Raw genomic sequence first — 16,509 nt, 5'->3', positions numbered from 1 at the left:
TGAATGCCGTGCATATAGTTGCTTGCAAATGCAGCTACTTTTTTGGCAGGAAATCGATGAATCTATCCGACTCCGTCACGCTCGAGCGAGAACCGGCTGGCGCCGAACTCGCACAGAGACTTGCGCCAGAGGAATACCGTACTGAAGATAGTGTCGCGTTCAAGATGAACCTGGTTCATCTTCTGCTTGGCGCGGAAATCGACGGAAAGCTCGCTGCGAGCGAGCTTTCAGCAATACAGTGGGGAATCCTGAAAGCACTGTCCGACGGACGTGCTCGCACACCTACTGCCTTGTGCCGGGTGCTGCTCGCTGACAGCAGCATCATGACCCGCAAGCTCGATTCGCTTGAAAAAAGAGGCTTGATTAAACGAATTCGCAGCACTTCCGACCGACGCTGTGTCGAGCTCACACTGACTGCAAACGGCCGCCAGTTGTTGCGCGGAACCCTGCCGCACATCGTCGATGCAAGCAATCGGCAGCTTCGCGGCTTCACGGTCGAAGAAGTCCGAACCGTCAAACATTTACTCGATCGGATGATCGTCAATCTGAGCTGACTAGCGATAGCAAGCCCGGAATGGACCAGCGTCTGCGCCCCAGGTCAACGCGTATCGATATTTGAAAAGGAGCTTTTATGGAGCACCCCGAAACAACAGAAAGGCAACGCGGGAACCCGGCGCAGGAGCCCAGCCTCGCGCCGCTGCCGGTTCCTCACGTATACCGCGGTCGCACTGTCACCGGAAGCGCCATCAGACACGTGTCGCGTGATCTTGGCCAAGGTTTCTGCACGCCCAGGATCGACCTTGACGACCTCGTGTGGCCGCGAGCTGAGTCAGGCCCCGCCTTCGATATGCCGATTGCGAAGGTTATCGACTTTCTTGTCGAACTGGGGCCGCGTTTGCATCTGGACGTCAATCCGCTGATGCAGGCCGCGCTCGAGTCAATGATCAAAGTGAGTCCGCTCGGGCGACGGATTCTCGAAAACTGCTATCGCGACATTCCCAACCTTTTCGCACGCGAGGTGATCGAGGACGAGTTGCGCGTAAGTCTTGGCGACGCGCGCCTCGTCGACGGTTGGGTGGGCACGCACGCTGCGCGGGCGCCCGAGTCGTCTGCGCGCGTTTGCACCGCGCCTCGTACATGTGCTCGCAGGCAACTCGCCGATGGTGGCAGCCATGACGGTCATGCGCGCAGCGCTGACGAAAGGCGTCCACCTGCTCAAGCTGCCTTCGAACGATCTTTTCACGGCCACTGCAATTCTGCGCACGATGGCCGACATCGACCCGGATCATCCCGTCACCCAGTCGTTTTCGGCTGCGTATTGGCGCGGTGGAGACGAACATGTCGAGTCGATTCTTTATCGTCCGCAGTACTTCGACAAGATTGTCGTATGGGGCGGCGACAGCGCGGTTCGGCACGTGATGCGCTACGCTGGCCCCGGGCTCGAGCTGGTCGCGTTCGATCCGAAGGTATCTATCTCGCTGGTCGGCCGTGAAGCCTTTGCATCCGACGAGGTGCTGCGCGACGTCGCGCGTGCCGGCGCAGCCGATGTGCTGTCGTTCAACCAGGACGCGTGCAATGCGAGCCGGTATCAATTCATCGAAGGCGACGAAGACGACGCCGACCGCTATGCCGAGCAACTGGCGCTGGCACTCGGCCAGGACTTTCGCTATGGCGACGGCCAGGGCCCGCTGGTGCCCAGCGACATTCGCGAAGCGGTTGATGTGCTGCGTGAGATGGAGCCGCTCTACCGGGTGTTCGGTGGATACGACGGCAAGGGGCTCGTCATTCGCTCGGAAGAAATGGTCGATTTTCATCCCATTTGCAAGACCGTCAACGTCGTTCCCGTGGCAAGCCTGCGCGACGGTGCGCGCTGTGCGACCGTCGCCACGCAAACGGTCGGCATCTATCCGCCGCACCGGGTCACAGAGGTGCGCGACGCACTCGCGTGTGCTGGCGTGCAACGCATCGTGGCGCTGGGCGAGTCTATTTCAGATGGGGTTGGCGGCTATCCGCATGACGGCATGTTCCCGATCCATCGATTCATGAAATGGGTCTCGGAGGAATCGGGCCCGAATCCGGAGGAGACCCGATAATGCAAGCCCTTTCCGCGCTGCTTCAGCTCACGGATCTTCAAGACCCCTTCCGCAACGCGCCGGAACGCCTCCATGCCGCGCAACTGCAAGCCGTGCGCGAGCGCTTCGCGCAGCGCCGGCAGCAGATTCGCATTCTCGACAAGCGAGCCAGCGAAGCCGGAGTGACGGAAGTGAAGAGCATGAGCGACGCCGTGCCATTGCTTTTTGCCGACTCCGTCTACAAGAGCTATCCCGATTCGTTCATCGAGCAGGGAAAATGGCGCCACCTCACAGCGTGGCTTCAAACGCTCACAACCCGCAAGATCGACGGATTCGACTACGGCACGATCGCCGATCTCGACGACTGGATCCATGCGCTGCGTCGAAACGGCCGTTATGTGATGAGTTCGAGCGGGACCTCGGGCAAGCAGTCCTTCATTTACCAGAGCGAAGCCGACCGCGAACTCGGCTGGCGCCTCCTCTCCCAAGGCATTCGCTGGGCGGCGAGCGGCATGCGCGATCCGTCGCGTCGCTATCCCGTGTTCCTTCTGACACCCTCCTCCGGCTCCTACACCGGAACGGAGCGCATGGCGAAATTCGCCGAATCGATTGCGATGCCGGGCGACCTTCATTACATGTCGGATGTGCCGCAAAGCGCCGCGCACACCACGCGCATGGCGCGCATGCGGCGGGCCATCGCGGACGGCACCGCGCTCCCCAGTGAAATCGAAGCCTTCCAGAACGAAAGCCGAGAACGCGGCGAACGCGTACAAGCCGATTTCCGGCAGTTCATCGACCAACTGCTCGAACGGCGTCACGAGCCCATGTTCATCATGGGCATGATGGGGATGCTTTATCAGATCGTCGCTACGGCGCGCCAGCGTGGCATTCCCGACGCCGACTTTCACCCCGACACGATCATTAGTATCGGCGGCGGCAAGAAGGGTGCGAACCTGCCAGAAGATTTCCAGCAACAGTGCGAGCGCTTCTTCAACTTCAACCCGACCAACTTCAACGACGGCTACGGCATGGGCGAAGTATCGGGCTTTTGCCCGTGGTTTCACGAAGCGAAGGCGTGGACGGTCCCGCCCTGGCTCGTCCCGCTGGTGCTCGACTCGACCGGCGAACAACTGCTTAATCCTGCGGACGGGAAAGGCATCGTCGAGGGACGGCTCGCCATCATCGACCTGCTCGCGGACGGGCGCTGGGGCGGTGTGATCAGCGGCGACAAGGTCATCGTGGAGTTCGGTCACGGCATCGACGGCGTGCGCACGCCCATCATTCGCGACGTGGTGCGCTACAAGGATTTGCCCGGCGGCGACGACAAGCTGTCATGCGCGGGAACGATCGACGCCTACGTCCGCGGAGAGATCGCCGACATGACCGAGGCCCGGACCGCCAACTAAATCGATGTTTCCTACTCATCTGAAGGCCAATCGACAATGACTGAAACACAGACAAGCCCAGCCGTGTGGTTCATTACCGGCGTTTCGTCCGGCTTCGGCCGTTCCCTTGCGCAAGCGGTCCTCGCCCGTGGCGACAAAGTGGTCGGGACCGTTCGGAATGACGCACAGATCACGCCGTTCGAAAATCTCGCACCCGGACACGCGCACGGTGTGCTGCTTGACGTGACCGACGCGGCAGCGGTGCGTCGCGGCGTCGAGCAGGCCATCGAGCGCGCGGGACCGATCGACGTACTCGTCAACAATGCGGGCTACGGTCTCTTCGGCGCATTTGAAGAGGTCTCCGACGCGGAAGCACGTCAGCTGTTCGATACCAACGTGTTTGGAACGGTCAACGTGATACGCGCCGTACTGCCTCATTTTCGCGAGCGCAACCGCGGTCATATCGTGAACTTCTCGTCGGTCGCCGGCGTGATCGGCATCGCGGGCTGCAGTTTCTATTGCGCTTCGAAGCATGCGATCGAAGGGCTTTCGGAATCGCTCGCTCGTGAACTGAGCCCGTTCGGGATTCGTGTGACCGTGGTCGAGCCGGGTGGCTTCCGCACCAATTTCGCAGGCGGATCGCTGAAGTGGAGCGAGGTCGAATCACCCGTCTATACGGAGACCGTGGGCAAGATGCGTCGTTACATGAGCAGCTACCACGGCACGCAAACGGGCGATCCGGCAAAGGCTGCCGACGCCATCGTGCGCGCGGTTTCCGCAGACAGCCCGCCGCTGCGGCTACCACTAGGTCCCGACGCCGTCGACGTCGTTCGGAAGAAACTTTCGTCCGTGCAACACAACCTCGAAGCCTGGCTCGACGTGTCGAGTTCCACCAACTTCGACCACTGACGCCTGGCAACTCATAGCCCTGGAGACGACATGTCCGCTTTGGACCCGTTCTATGCAATGCTGCGCGATGAAAGCGACCCGTTTCGCAAGCACCCCGAGAACCTTCGCGAGCTTCAGCTCGCTGCCATGAAAGAGCGCTTCGCCGAGCGCCGCGAACAGATCAGGCTACTGCGTCGCAGAGCGGAAGATGTCGGCGTCAACGAGGTGACCCGCCATGAAGATATGGTGCCCCTGCTGTTCGCGCATCAGATCTACAAGAGCTACCCCGAGTCATTCATCGACAACGGCCGCTGGAAGCATCTTTCGGCATGGCTGCAAACGCTATCGAGCAAACGGGTAGCCGAAGTCGATCTGGACGGCGCGGACAACGTCGACGCATGGATGGACCGTCTGCGCACAGCGGGACACCATGTTTTCAGTTCGAGCGGCACATCCGGCAAGTGCAGCTTCATCAGTCAGACGCAAGCCGATCTCGACAATGTCACCGAGTCGTGCGTGAAGCTGGGCGTCTATGGCAACGCAATGATCCGAAGAGATTTCGGCAAGCGCCCGGCTTTCCTCATGATGCCGCCTGCTGGCGCGCATCGGCATATCGAACCGGTACTGAACGCAGCGCGACGGCTCGGCGCGGAAACCACGCTGATGTTCGACGAACCGGTGCTCGCATCCGCAACGATTTCGATGGGCCGCATGCGCCGCGCAATCGCCGACGGCTCCGCGAAACCGAGCGAGGTCGCGGCGTTTCAGGAGCAGGCGGTGGCGCGCCAACGTCATACCGGCAAGATGATCGACCGGTTTCTCGACAAGCTCACCGCGCAGCGCGAAGTTCCCGTGCTCGTCCAGGGCAACTGGTCGTTGCACTGGACGCTCGCCGAGCGCGCCCGTCAGCGCGGCATCGCCGATGGCATCTGCCATCCGGATACGGTAATCACCACCGGTGGCGGCTTGAAGGGCACCTCGGCCCCCGCCGACTATCGGGAGCAAATCATCCGCTTCTACGGTATTCGTGCCGAGAACGTCCAGAACAGTTATGGCATGTCCGAGATGATCGGGACCGGCCCCTGGTCGGAAGTTGCGCAGGGCTATGCAATCTGCCCGTGGATCGTCCCGTTCGTCCTCGACAAGGCGGGAGAGCAACTGCTGAATCCTGCGGATGGACTGGGCGTCGTTGAGGGGCGCTTCGCGTTTTTCGATCTGCTGGCCGAAGGATACTGGGGTGGTTTCATCACCGGCGACAAGGTCGTGGTCGACTTTTCACCGGCGGGGAACACCGACGGCCTGCAAGGGCCGCTGGTCCGTCAAGTCGGCCGCTACGCCGATCTCGAAGAAGGCGAAGACAAGCTCTCGTGCGCCGGCACGATGGAGTCGTATGTACGTGGCATGATCAACGTTTGAGCCCTGCTGCGCGCGGTCCGAGCCCCAGGGGCGCCATGACTGGCGCCCCCTTGGGCTCATGAGTATACTGATGTCCTGATTCCGACATCAAACACTCCCCGATGTACAAACCTATGTCAGTTCAGGCTCCCAACGGAGCCTCGCGGCTCGCTGCGGCGGACAAACCTCGAACGGCTGGCCGGCCCACCCACGACGATGCAGTTCAGTTGCGCGAGCGGCTGCTCGAAGCCGCCAAATCCGTGTTCATCAGAGAAGGTTTCGGCGCCGCCAGGGTCGAGGAAATCGCATCGCTGGCTGGCGTCAGCAAAACGACCGTGTATCGCCAGTTCGGCACGAAAGAAGAGCTGTTTCGCTCCATCGTCTGGCGCGGGATGGCCGATCTGCGCGGCAAGATTTCGGAACACCTGGAACCGGGCCGCGATTTTTCGACGAACATGGCATCCCTTATCGATGCGCTCGTCGAACACATGGCAATACCGGACAGCATGCACACTTCACGCATGGTCATTGGCGAGGCGATTCGCTTTCCCGATGTCGCAAAGCAGTTTCTGCAGTTCGTGGTGACGATGCTGGAGCCGCTAACCGGCGTTCTGGAAGCCGCCGCGCTCAGCGGCGTAATCGCCATCGACGATCCCTCGAACGCGGCGCGCGATCTTCTCACACTGGTCACAGGCGCGCCCGAGGTGCACCTCGCGGTTCAGACCACTCGTTCCGAACGGAAACGCCGGGCTGCGCGGATTCATCGGCTTCTGTTGACCGCGTGGAGGTACCGTGCGGCACTGGATAAGGTTCGAGCCCGGTCAATGCCGTAACGTTCGCGCGGCCATCCAGGTCTCGCCGACGCACTAGCTGTCAATTTCACCCATCACCTGGAATTGCCCCGACGCCTGGGCGATGCATTTCGCATTCGCCCAGATCCGGCAGTCGGAGAAAATCACCCGCTTTCCCGAACGTAGAACGTCGACGTGTGCTTCCACCCAGTCGCCCGGCTTCGCGTTTCCCATGAAATTGACCGTCAAGCCCGTCGTCAACACCCTGACGGCCGGTTGACGCGAATACTTGCTCGCCCACGTGATGGCGGTGTCTGCCAGCATGCAAACAGCGCCCCCGTGCATCATCTGGCCAAGGTTGCGATGCGCTTCGCGAACGTACATGCCGACGACGTGTCCGCATTCGCTCTTGCGAAAGTAGGTAGGTCCGAACATCCGATGGAAGGGACCGAACTCCGGCATCAATGCAAAGCCCTCCGGGATGAGCTTTGCGCCGCTCTCTTCGAGCGCGTCTACCGCCGATGAGTCTGCTTGCTCCAATGCAATCCTCCTGTTCAACGCCGCCTGCGAGACGGCGCCAATATTGCTTTTTCATCGATAGAACATAGCGTATCATTATCCGCACACAAGTCAACTATGTGAATGACCAATGAATACCACGTCGCTCTTTTCGCCTCTCACCGTGCGCGGGGTCACGCTTGCCAACCGTATCGTCATGTCACCCATGACTCGCGGCTTTTCGCCGAACGGATTGCCCGGTAGTGACGTCGCCGCCTACTACAAGCGGCGTGCGCAGGGCGAGACAGGCCTGATCATCACGGAAGGCGTCGGCGTCGATCACCCCGCGGCGCTCGGTGAAGCTGGACTCGGAGAAAATTCGATTCCAGTGCTCGCCGGAGAGGAATCAGTTGCCGCGTGGCGACGCGTAACGGACGAAGTTCACGCTAGCGGCGGAATCATCTTTCCTCAGTTGTGGCATATGGGACCCATGAAAGAGGCGAATACGGGCCCCTTCCCGGCCGCCTCGCCACTGCGCCCATCGGGATTGTGGGGACCGGAAGGACGAACGACATCGCTCAACGCAGGTTACATGGAGCGCGTCATTCCGCCAACCCGCCCGATGACCGATGCCGAGATCGCGGACGTCATTGCAGCCTATGGTCGAAGCGCGCGCTATGCGACGGCCGCCGGCTTCGATGGCATCGCGATTCACGGAGCTCACGGCTATCTGATCGACGCTTTTTTGTGGGCAGAAACCAATCAACGCACGGATCGATGGGGCAAGGATCTCACGGCGCGCAGCCGCTTTGCCGCCGAGGTTGTCCGTGCCATCCGCGAAGCGATCGGCGCGACGATGCCGATCACGTTCCGCTTCTCCCAGTGGAAGCAGCAGGATTTCCGCGCGCGTCTCGCCAACGACCCGCACGAACTCGAGCACATTCTCGCGCCGCTCGCGGATGCTGGCGTCGACATCTTCGAGGCGAGCACCCGCTATTTCAACCGGGCGGAATTCGCGGGCTCAGAGATGAATCTCGCCGGTTGGATGAAGAAGGTAACCGGCAAGCTTTCGATGACTGTTGGTGGGATCGGCATTAACAAGGGCTACTACGATTCAATGGCCGGGGCCGCGACAGCGGCGCAGCCCGACCTCACTGCCCTGCTCGATCGTTTCTCACGCAGCGAGTTCGATCTTGTTGGCGTGGGACGCTCGCTTCTACATGATCCGAACTGGGCGCGGCGCGTACGGCTTGGCGAGCCGTTCCTCGGGTTCAGCAACGACTCGCTCGCACACCTCACCTGAAACGCGATTTGCAGTTGGCGCCTTGACTCGGGCATCAACTGCTATTTCCGGTTCGGGATCTTTACGTACGCCCGGTGACAGGAATCAACGCACCGGTCACCCCCGACGCGGCGCCAGACGCGAGAAAGAGAATCACCTCGGCAATTTCTTCAGGCCGCACCCAGCGGGAAAAGTCAGCGTCGGGCATATCCTTGCGGTTCTGTGGCGTATCGATGATGCCTGGCAAGATAGCGTTGACGGTAATGGAACGGCCTTTGAGTTCTTCGGCCAGCGCCTCAGTCAAACGCATCACCCCCGACTTCGAGGCCGCATACGCTCCCATGCCCGCGCCCGCCTTCAGCGCAGCGCCGGCTCCAATATTGATGATGCGTCCGCCCTCCGCGCTGTCGGCAATATGGTCGAGTGCCGCTTTCGACGCAGTCGCCGCCGTGCGCACGTTCGTCCGGTACATCAGATCCCAGGTGTCGAGACTGCCGTCCGCCAGCGTTTCCCAGCGAAAGCCTCCCGCTACATTGACGATCGCATCGAGCTTGCCAAGCTGCTCGACGACCGCGGAAAGCGCCGAGCGCGCCGCATCGAGATCAGTCAGCTCGACGCCTCCTCGCCACCAGGAAGCATGCAGCTGCTCCGCGCTCGCGTTCTCCGGCTCGAGCGCCTTGTCGATCAGCGCGACCTTCCAGCCGTTCTCGGCAAACACGCGACCAACCGTGCGCCCAAGCGTGCCGAATCCACCCGTTATCGCCACTACCCGTTGCATGAGCATCCCTCCCTCGCCGCGCCCGGCGCCGCGGGTACCGCTGGCGCCGGACACTGTAAAAGCTCAACGTCCCTTGAACACCGGCTCGCGTTTCTCGCGAAACGCGTTGACCGCCTCTTGATGGTCTTCCGTCAGGTTCGACAGCGCCTCGTATGCAATCGACGCGTCGAGAATGGCATGCGCAAGTTGCTTCAGGCCGATGTTGATCGACGCCTTGGTCCACTGGATGGCGCGCGAAGCGCCGTTTGCGAGACGCTTCGCCATCGCGTCGACCACGGCATCCAGCTGGTCGGCCGGTACGGCATGATTGATGAGCCCCAGTCGGGCCGCCTCTTCCGCGGTGACGAGGTCCCCCGTCAACAAATACTCCTTGGCCTTCGCATAGCCCACGAGCTGCGGCCAGATCACCGCGCCGCCATCGCCCGCCACGAAGCCGACTTTCACGTGCGGATCGCCAATCTTTGCGTGATTGGCCGCGTAGCTCAGATCCGAGAACAGCGCGATCGTCGCGCCGAGACCGATTGCATGACCGTTGATCTTGGCGATGACCGGCTTCGGACAATCGAGCATCGAGAAGACAATTTTCTTTGCACGCTGCATGCCTTCGAGGAACAGCGTGGGGTTGTCGATGACCTGCTGCATATGCTCGATATCGCCGCCCGCGCTAAAAGCCCGCCCTGCGCCCGTCAACACCACGACACGGGTCTCAACGTCCTCCGCGACATCGAGAAAAAGCCGCGACATCTCAATGTCCATTTGCTCATCGAACGCGTTCAACGTTTCCGGGCGGTTGAGCGTAACGGTCAAGACGCCGCCTTCGCGTTCGAGCAGTAGCGCCTGATAGGCCGAAATATTCATGGCTAACCTGTTCATAATGAAGAAATCGCGCGGGACGGACAGACCGTCTGCCGCCGCCGACCGGTACAAGGCCGATCACACGTGCAGCGGAATGAACCGGCGGCCGTTGTCGTACATGATCTTGCGCGTGTCTTCTTCCGAGAGCCCATTGCATGCTTCCGACGCGAACTCCTTCGGTTCGGGCACGCCTTCCGCGTGCGGATAGTCGGAGCCCATCAACAGGAAGTCCGACGATCCCGTTTGAGCGATGATCTGGGCGATGTCGTCCTCCGGATACGCGACCACGAAGACATTTTCCTTGAAGATCTGGCTCGGGCGTTTCTTCAGTTGACCGCATGGCCAGTAGCCATTCTTCGCCATCCCCCGGCACTTGTCCATTTTGACGAGCAGCGAAGGCACCCATTCGGCACCGTTTTCGGCGCTGCACAGCTTGACCCGCGGGAAACGCTCGAAGAAGTTGTAGAAGATGAACGACGACAGCGTTTCCATGACCGGCCGCTCGCCGTAACCGTGCATCCAGACAAAGGCGGTCTGACGCTGGCGCGACTGCTGCACGGGCTCGCCCCACACCGCCATATGATCCTTCATGTAGATCGCTTCCGACACATGGAAGGTGACGCGCACGCCCGCTTCGTTGAGGATCGACCAGAACGGATCGAAGTACGGATCCGCAGGTGCACGGCCATTGAACGGCCCCATCGGCATCAGGATCACCCGCACACCGTTCGCAACCAGCCACCTGGCCTCGGCAACAGCCGCATCGAGATCGTCGAGCGTGACGACCGGCGTCGTGTAGATGCGGTCTTTGTAGTTGAAGCCCCAGTCGTCGAGCATCCACTGGTTATACGCATGCAACACCGCATTTGCCGCAACGGGCTCGTTGAGGTAGGAAATACACGCGACCATTTCGCCGATGTACATCGTGCAGGCTTCAACACCGAAATCGTCCATCTTCTTCAGGCGCGCGTCGCGGTTGAACATGTCCGGCGTCGGCGAAACCCGCATATCGACGTTATCCTTGCCATCCTTCATCGCGCGCAGCCATTCATGCAGCTTGCCCGGCGGCGGAACGTGCCCCTCGGCCGATGTGTATCCCTCGCTGATTTCCACCTTCCGGTCGCCCACATACATGCAGCGGTTGCCGTCTGCCGTGACACGGCTGGTAAAAGACCAGTCCTTCCTGAACTTCTCGGGCAAATGACGGTTGAATGCGTCCTCGACTTCGTAGAAGTGCGTGTCGGCGTCGTAGATCTTCCCTTGATACGTTTGCATGGTCTCGCTCCTGATTGTGGGGAGCGCTTCAGAACGTGCGCCCTTGAGAGAAGTATCGGGTCAAGCCATCGACCAAAAAACTCTCATATCGAACTCGAAAACGTCGATATCGATTTGATATCGGGCGGTGGCCTCGCGACCCTTGCGGTCGGTATCGAACTCTCCAAAAAACATCAATACGAACGACGTTCGCATATAAGTATAATCGAAACGAAGACACGCAACCGGAGACGTTTATGCAAGCCGAAGTACTCTCCCAGCCGGCACACCGAGCGCAACCGGTAGCGGGTCCACCGCGCGGGTTCACGATGGCGATCCTGCTTGCCGCGGTAGCGGCCTCGTCCGGCATCACCGTCATCTACACCGTGCTGGTCACGCTCTACAAGGCTTTTCCTGCGTCGAACTCCGTGAGCTGGACCGTCACCGCGTACTGGCTCGGCTCGGCCGTCTTTGCCGCCGTGAGCGGGCGACTCGGCGACCTGTTGGGCTACCGCCGCATCCTGCTCGTGGTGATATCGGTCGCTGCGGCGGGCGCAGTCGTGGCCGCATGCGCGACCGATGTCGGCATGCTCGTCGCGGGGTGTGCGATGCAATCGATCGCGGCAGGCATTACGCCACTCTCCATCGGGCTGGTTCGTGAGAATCTGCCACCCGCGAGACTGCCTGCCGCGGTGGGGTTGATCAGCGCGGCAGGCATGGTGTCGGCGGGACTGATCTACATCTGCGCGGGCGTTGTCGTGGATCACTATTCGTGGCAAGGCGGCTTCTGGTTCAAAGTCGCGCTTTGCGTCGTGGCCGTCGCGGCGGTACGCGCGTGGGCACCGCCGTCGCCACCGAATCCCGGCGTACGGATCGACTACATTCGAGGTCTCGCGTTCGCTCCAGCGCTTTGCGCCATCCTCTTCGCCGTGCAGCAAATCCGCACGTGGGGGCTCGGCGATCCGCGGCTGTGGGGCTTGATCGCTGGCGGGATGATCGTGCTCGGACTCTGGGCACGCCATCAACACGGGGCGCGTCATCCGCTCATCAATGTGCGTCTGCTGAAGACGCGCGAAGTCGTGTTGGCCAATGCATGCATGGCATTCCTCGCGGCAGGCGCCATGCAACTAGGACAGGTCTTCTCGCTGCTCGCCCAGCAACCTGCCGGCACGCACGCCGGATTCGGGTTGAGCGCGACGGCAGCCGGATTACTGATGTTCAGCATCAACATCGTCGCGCTGGTCGCGAGCCCATGGAGCGGCCGGGTTGCGGCCCGCTACAAGGCCCGGCCCGCTGCCTTGATTGGCATGCTCATACTGGCCCTGGGCTGGGCCTCGCTGATCGTGCTTCATCGCAGCCTGCTGCTCTTCGTTCCAGGTGCGGTGCTGTGCTCGTTCGGCCTCGCCTTCGCAAGCACGGCGCTGTACAACCAGATCGTGGAAGCGACGCCTGCACATCAGACAGGCGAGGCAACGGGCATGCTCTACGTTTTCTTCTCGTGTTTCTTCGCGGTAGGTGCCCAGGCGGTATTTGCGCTGCTGCGCAGCGCGACGGCGGGACACGACGGTGCATCGTTTCCGGCCGATAGTGGCTATGTTTCGGTATTCGTCTACATCGCCTGCAGTTCGATCGCCGGACTGCTGGTCGCCTTCATGCTGCCGAAGCGTCGTACACGCTGACGGTCGTTGCGACCGATCCGTTGCGCGCGGGTGCAACGCTTCTTCGACCGCACCGCGACCGCGGCGCATTGAAGCACCCGCTTCACTGCGCCGCCGGCCGACTGGCGAGTCACTCCTCTTCTGCCTGACCCAACGCAGACGCCCGCTGGGCGACTCTGATCATGTGCTCTTCGAGCCGGTGACGTTCGCGGTCGAAGCGTTCGAGCGGCGCACCAATTGCCATCGCCGCGATGACATTGCCATTCGGTCCGAAGATAGGCGACGACACGCCGGCCGAATCCGGCAGTAGTTCACCGCGACTCACCGACAGGCCGCTTTCGAGGATGTGGTCGAGTTCCTCACGCAACGCCTTCTTCGTTGCGATCGTTTGCGGGGTGCGGCGCTCGAATTTGACCGTCTTCATGTAGTCGGTAACGAAAGCGTCCGGTGCATGGGCGAGCAGCACGCGGCCCGCAGCCGTGCAATAGAGCGGGCGACGCAAACCGATGTGCATTGAATAGCGCACCGATTGCTCGCTCTCGATCACGTCGACATAGGTGATCTCTTTGTGTTCGACGTCAAGGACACCGACATACACGGTTTCATTGGTGCTCTTCGAGAGATCCACCAGGAACGGGCGCAGTATCTTCGAAAAATTCCACGCGGCCATCACGCCTGCCGACAACCGGAAGATCGACGGTCCCAGGCGATAGCGGCCTACGTCGTGCATCAAGTACCCCTCCGCCACCAGAGGTCTCAGCAGATTGAGCAGGCTGCTCTTCGGTGACTCGAGAGCGACATTCAGTTCTGCTAGCGACATCCCGTCCGGAGACTTCGCCAGCACATCGAAAATTCCGAGGAGTCGGGTCAGCGAGCGCGGCCCGCTGACGTCCCGGTCCGCCGGCGCTGAGGTCTCTTTCAACATGATTTTCCCCATGAATTGACTGTATCGATTATACGTGAACTATTCACATAGTTTTACATCGATCACAATTTGGCACACTTTAACACCACCCGAATTCGGGAATACGCCAGGGCGCTCCCTCACACAGCTTGAGATATATTTGAACGACGTTCACAAATCTGGAATTCAGAAGCATCATCTTCCAGACCCTTTACGCAATACGCTCGCGCGTCGAACAGCAACATCAACCTTCACTTCTGGATTCACTCATGTACACGAAAAAACTGGCAGAAAAGGTCGCCATCGTGACCGGAGGCGGGCAAGGCGTTGGGCTCGGCATCGCCCTTGCGCTTGCCACCGAGGGGGCGAGTCTGGTCCTCACTGGTCGCACAGAGGCCAAACTCACGCGGGCTGCTGAGCAATTGAGCGCCCTCGGTTCGCAAGTGCTGGTCGTGCCCGGCGATACGCGCAATCGCGCCGACGCCGTGCGGACGGTCGAGCTTGCCGTCGAGCGATTCGGACGTGTGGACGCACTCATCAACAATGCCCAAAGCAGCAGCCCGGGGGTGCCGCTCGAGTCCGTTACCGACGATGACTGGAGCAACACGCTCGAATCGGGCTTGTACGGCACGCTGTATTTCATGCAGGCCGCATTGCCGCGGATGAAGTCGCAGGGCCGCGGCGCCATCATCAACTTCGGCTCGCGCACCGGCATCGAAGGCCTCAAGGGATTCGGCGCGTACGCCGCAACCAAGGAGGGCATTCGTGGGCTCTCGCGTGTTGCCGCGCGCGAATGGGGCGTCTACGGCATTACCGTCAACGTCATTTGCCCGGCAGCGCTCACGCCTGCCGCCGAAGCCTACCTCGAAGCCAATCCTCAGGAACGCACTCGCTATCTCTCTGAAATTGCGCTTGGCCGCTTCGGCGATCCTCAGCGCGATATTGGACGAACAGTTGCATTTCTATGTAGTGACGACGCTAATTTCATAACCGGGCAGACTATCAGCGTGGACGGCGGACAGTCAATGCTCTAGTGCGTCTTTTTGAACACGGTGCAATATATGAAACGCCCAGTTGCATTATCGCGAGCCTCGATCCGAGGAGTGAGCTTCCCGCCGGGCGCGTACCGCGTCTGTTGAGAAAGTTCTTAAAACCATTCCGACGTGAAGAACGGCAAGTGCACGTCCATCCAGTCGAACTCGCTGCGGCAGTTCGCCCAAGCCCAATGAGGTGACTTTCCGCTGCGCACGGGAGTGTCCGAACGTTGATGCGGACGCGAGATAGTCGGGGCGTCCCTACCGGAGTGGATACACCCGACTTCTACGTGGTCTGTACATACGATACGGCTGTTGCTTCTCTCAGTCGTCATGACTCCCCCTTAGCTGCAACTTTTCACCATCTCCTCGATCACCTTCTTCGCGTCGCCGAACACGAGCACCACGTTGATCTTGCCGAACTCGCCGTTGATGTCCTTTCTATAGAACTTTCTTTTCGCGCAGGATATCGATATCCGACTGCGACATACTCAGCACATCACGCAGCACGTCGTCCGTATGTTGTCCGAGCATCGGCGGCGCCCCATACGAATCGATAGGCGTGCCCGACATCTTGACCGGGTTGGCGACCATCCGAACCGCCTTATCCGTGAGCGGGTGCGCAACTTCGACGCACATCGCGCGTGCCTGCACATGCGGATCTGCGAACACCTGCTCCAGATTGTTGATCGGTCCGGCCGGCACCCCGGCGGCGTCGAGTGCTGCGAGCAGTTCATCGCTCTGCCATTGAAGGATCAGCGGCTCGAACACTTCGCCCAGCGCGCGACGATTCTTCACGCGCAGCGCAATCTCGCTGAATCGTGGATCGCTAGCGAGCTCGGGGTGCCCCAGAACGTCACACATCCGCGCGTATTGCTCGTTGTTGCCCGCCACGATCATGATGTCGCGATCGGCGCAGCGGAACATGCGGGACGGCATCCCACCGTTGCCCTCGGTACCGCGCCGGATAGGAATCTGGCCTGAAACGAGATACTGGCTTGCATAGTGCGATGTGGCAGCAATCATCGCGTCCAGCAATGCCAGGTCGATGTACTGTCCCTGCCCGGTACCGCCTTGCGCCGCGTCGCGATGATAAAGCGCTGCGATGATCGCCGAAGCGGCGTACTGACCACACAGGATGTCCGCAAGACTGGGCCCGGTTTTCATTGGCCCGCCGCCCGGCACGTCGTCGCCGTTTCCGGTCACGCTCATCAGGCCACCCATCGCCTGGAAAATCGAGTCGTAGCCGGGGCGCGGGCTATACGGTCCGGTCTGACCGAACCCGGTTATCGAACAGTAGATCAGGCGCGGATTGACCAGCTTGAGGCTGTCGTAGTCGAGCCCGTAACGCTTGAGGTCGCCAACCTTATAGTTCTCGAGCAACACGTCGCAGCGCGCCGCCAACGAGCGGATCAGCGCCTGGCCTTCGGCCGTGGAGATATCGCACGTGATCGACTTCTTGCCTCGGTTCGCGCTGATAAAAAACGTCGACTCGCGCGTGACCTTTCCCTCCCGATCCATCAGGAACGGGGGGCCGAATTGCCGCGAATCGTCGCCCTTGCCCGGACGCTCGACCTTGATGACCTCCGCGCCGAGATCCGCCAGCATCTGAGCCCCCCAAGGCCCGGCGAGAATACGGCTCAGGTCGAGTACGCGAACACCCGCCAACGCGCCTTTTGTCATAGCAAACGGTCCCCTTGAATTCACACCGGCTG

The 16,509-nt window shown here is 60.9% G+C and carries 15 protein-coding genes; 9 read left to right on the top strand and 6 right to left on the bottom strand.

The features are described 5' to 3' along the window. Positions 1 to 56: 56 nt before the first annotated feature. The 6 genes from OKW30_RS25790 to OKW30_RS25765 all read left to right on the top strand — a co-directional run bounded on the left by OKW30_RS25790 (position 57) and on the right by OKW30_RS25765 (position 6,573). Complete coding sequence (locus tag OKW30_RS25790) at positions 57 to 554, top strand: MarR family winged helix-turn-helix transcriptional regulator (RefSeq protein WP_429347972.1); 498 nt, start codon at positions 57 to 59, stop codon at positions 552 to 554. Between the two features lie 618 nt (positions 555 to 1,172). Next, on the top strand, positions 1,173 to 2,093 hold the full coding sequence (locus OKW30_RS25785; RefSeq protein WP_429347971.1) for an acyl-CoA reductase: 921 nt from the start codon (positions 1,173 to 1,175) through the stop codon (positions 2,091 to 2,093). Next, entirely contained in the window at positions 2,093 to 3,478 is a 1,386-nt protein-coding gene (locus OKW30_RS25780) for a hypothetical protein (RefSeq protein ID WP_429347970.1), read from the top strand. Before OKW30_RS25785 ends, OKW30_RS25780 begins: the two co-directional genes overlap by 1 nt. A gap of 36 nt (positions 3,479 to 3,514) precedes the next feature. Beyond that, positions 3,515 to 4,366, top strand: coding sequence for an oxidoreductase (locus OKW30_RS25775; RefSeq protein WP_184064410.1), 852 nt, complete (start codon positions 3,515 to 3,517; stop codon positions 4,364 to 4,366). A gap of 30 nt (positions 4,367 to 4,396) precedes the next feature. Continuing rightward, positions 4,397 to 5,761 (top strand): hypothetical protein, encoded by a 1,365-nt coding sequence (locus OKW30_RS25770; protein WP_429347969.1) that lies wholly within the window; start codon positions 4,397 to 4,399, stop codon positions 5,759 to 5,761. Positions 5,762 to 5,967: 206 nt separating this feature from the next. After that, the gene (locus tag OKW30_RS25765) at positions 5,968 to 6,573 is read left to right on the top strand and encodes a TetR/AcrR family transcriptional regulator (RefSeq protein WP_429347968.1); all 606 of its coding nucleotides are present in this window, start codon (positions 5,968 to 5,970) and stop codon (positions 6,571 to 6,573) included. 33 nt (positions 6,574 to 6,606) lie between these two features. On the opposite strand, the gene OKW30_RS25760 is transcribed toward OKW30_RS25765, so the two are convergent. Beyond that, positions 6,607 to 7,071, bottom strand: a complete 465-nt coding sequence (locus tag OKW30_RS25760; RefSeq protein WP_429347967.1) for a PaaI family thioesterase — start codon at positions 7,069 to 7,071, stop codon at positions 6,607 to 6,609. Positions 7,072 to 7,180: 109 nt separating this feature from the next. Between OKW30_RS25760 and OKW30_RS25755 the strand changes: the two genes are divergently transcribed. Further along, positions 7,181 to 8,332 (top strand): NADH:flavin oxidoreductase, encoded by a 1,152-nt coding sequence (locus tag OKW30_RS25755; RefSeq protein ID WP_429347966.1) that lies wholly within the window; start codon positions 7,181 to 7,183, stop codon positions 8,330 to 8,332. A 61-nt stretch (positions 8,333 to 8,393) separates the two neighbouring features. Here OKW30_RS25755 and OKW30_RS25750 read toward each other — a convergent pair whose 3' ends face one another. The 3 genes from OKW30_RS25750 to OKW30_RS25740 all read right to left on the bottom strand — a co-directional run bounded on the left by OKW30_RS25750 (position 8,394) and on the right by OKW30_RS25740 (position 11,219). Continuing rightward, positions 8,394 to 9,089, bottom strand: coding sequence for an SDR family NAD(P)-dependent oxidoreductase (locus tag OKW30_RS25750; RefSeq protein WP_184065002.1), 696 nt, complete (start codon positions 9,087 to 9,089; stop codon positions 8,394 to 8,396). Between the two features lie 63 nt (positions 9,090 to 9,152). Next, the gene (locus tag OKW30_RS25745; protein ID WP_184064400.1) at positions 9,153 to 9,947 is read right to left on the bottom strand and encodes an enoyl-CoA hydratase/isomerase family protein; all 795 of its coding nucleotides are present in this window, start codon (positions 9,945 to 9,947) and stop codon (positions 9,153 to 9,155) included. 75 nt (positions 9,948 to 10,022) lie between these two features. Further along, positions 10,023 to 11,219, bottom strand: a complete 1,197-nt coding sequence (locus tag OKW30_RS25740) for an amidohydrolase family protein (RefSeq protein WP_429347965.1) — start codon at positions 11,217 to 11,219, stop codon at positions 10,023 to 10,025. 236 nt (positions 11,220 to 11,455) lie between these two features. On the opposite strand from OKW30_RS25740, the gene OKW30_RS25735 reads away from it, so the two are divergent. Beyond that, positions 11,456 to 12,877, top strand: a complete 1,422-nt coding sequence (locus OKW30_RS25735) for an MFS transporter (RefSeq protein ID WP_260335991.1) — start codon at positions 11,456 to 11,458, stop codon at positions 12,875 to 12,877. A gap of 109 nt (positions 12,878 to 12,986) precedes the next feature. Here OKW30_RS25735 and OKW30_RS25730 read toward each other — a convergent pair whose 3' ends face one another. Next, a complete protein-coding gene (locus OKW30_RS25730; protein ID WP_429347964.1) occupies positions 12,987 to 13,781 on the bottom strand; it encodes an IclR family transcriptional regulator in 795 nt (264 codons plus the stop codon). A gap of 248 nt (positions 13,782 to 14,029) precedes the next feature. Here OKW30_RS25730 and OKW30_RS25725 point away from each other — a divergent pair, with 248 nt between their 5' ends. Then, positions 14,030 to 14,794, top strand: coding sequence for an SDR family NAD(P)-dependent oxidoreductase (locus OKW30_RS25725; protein WP_429347963.1), 765 nt, complete (start codon positions 14,030 to 14,032; stop codon positions 14,792 to 14,794). 441 nt (positions 14,795 to 15,235) lie between these two features. Here the strand turns inward: OKW30_RS25725 and OKW30_RS25720 are convergent, their stop codons facing one another. Next, positions 15,236 to 16,477 carry a CaiB/BaiF CoA transferase family protein gene (locus OKW30_RS25720; protein WP_429347962.1) on the bottom strand — a complete coding sequence of 414 codons (1,242 nt, stop codon included), beginning with the start codon at positions 16,475 to 16,477 and terminating at the stop codon, positions 15,236 to 15,238. Between the last annotated feature and the right edge of the window lie 32 nt (positions 16,478 to 16,509).

It is taken from the genome of Paraburkholderia sp. Clong3 (genome assembly GCF_050436485.1).
Classification (GTDB): Bacteria; Pseudomonadota; Gammaproteobacteria; order Burkholderiales; family Burkholderiaceae; genus Paraburkholderia; species Paraburkholderia tuberum.
Note: the sequence above shows the minus strand (reverse complement) of the source record. Positions and strands in the feature narration are given on the sequence as shown.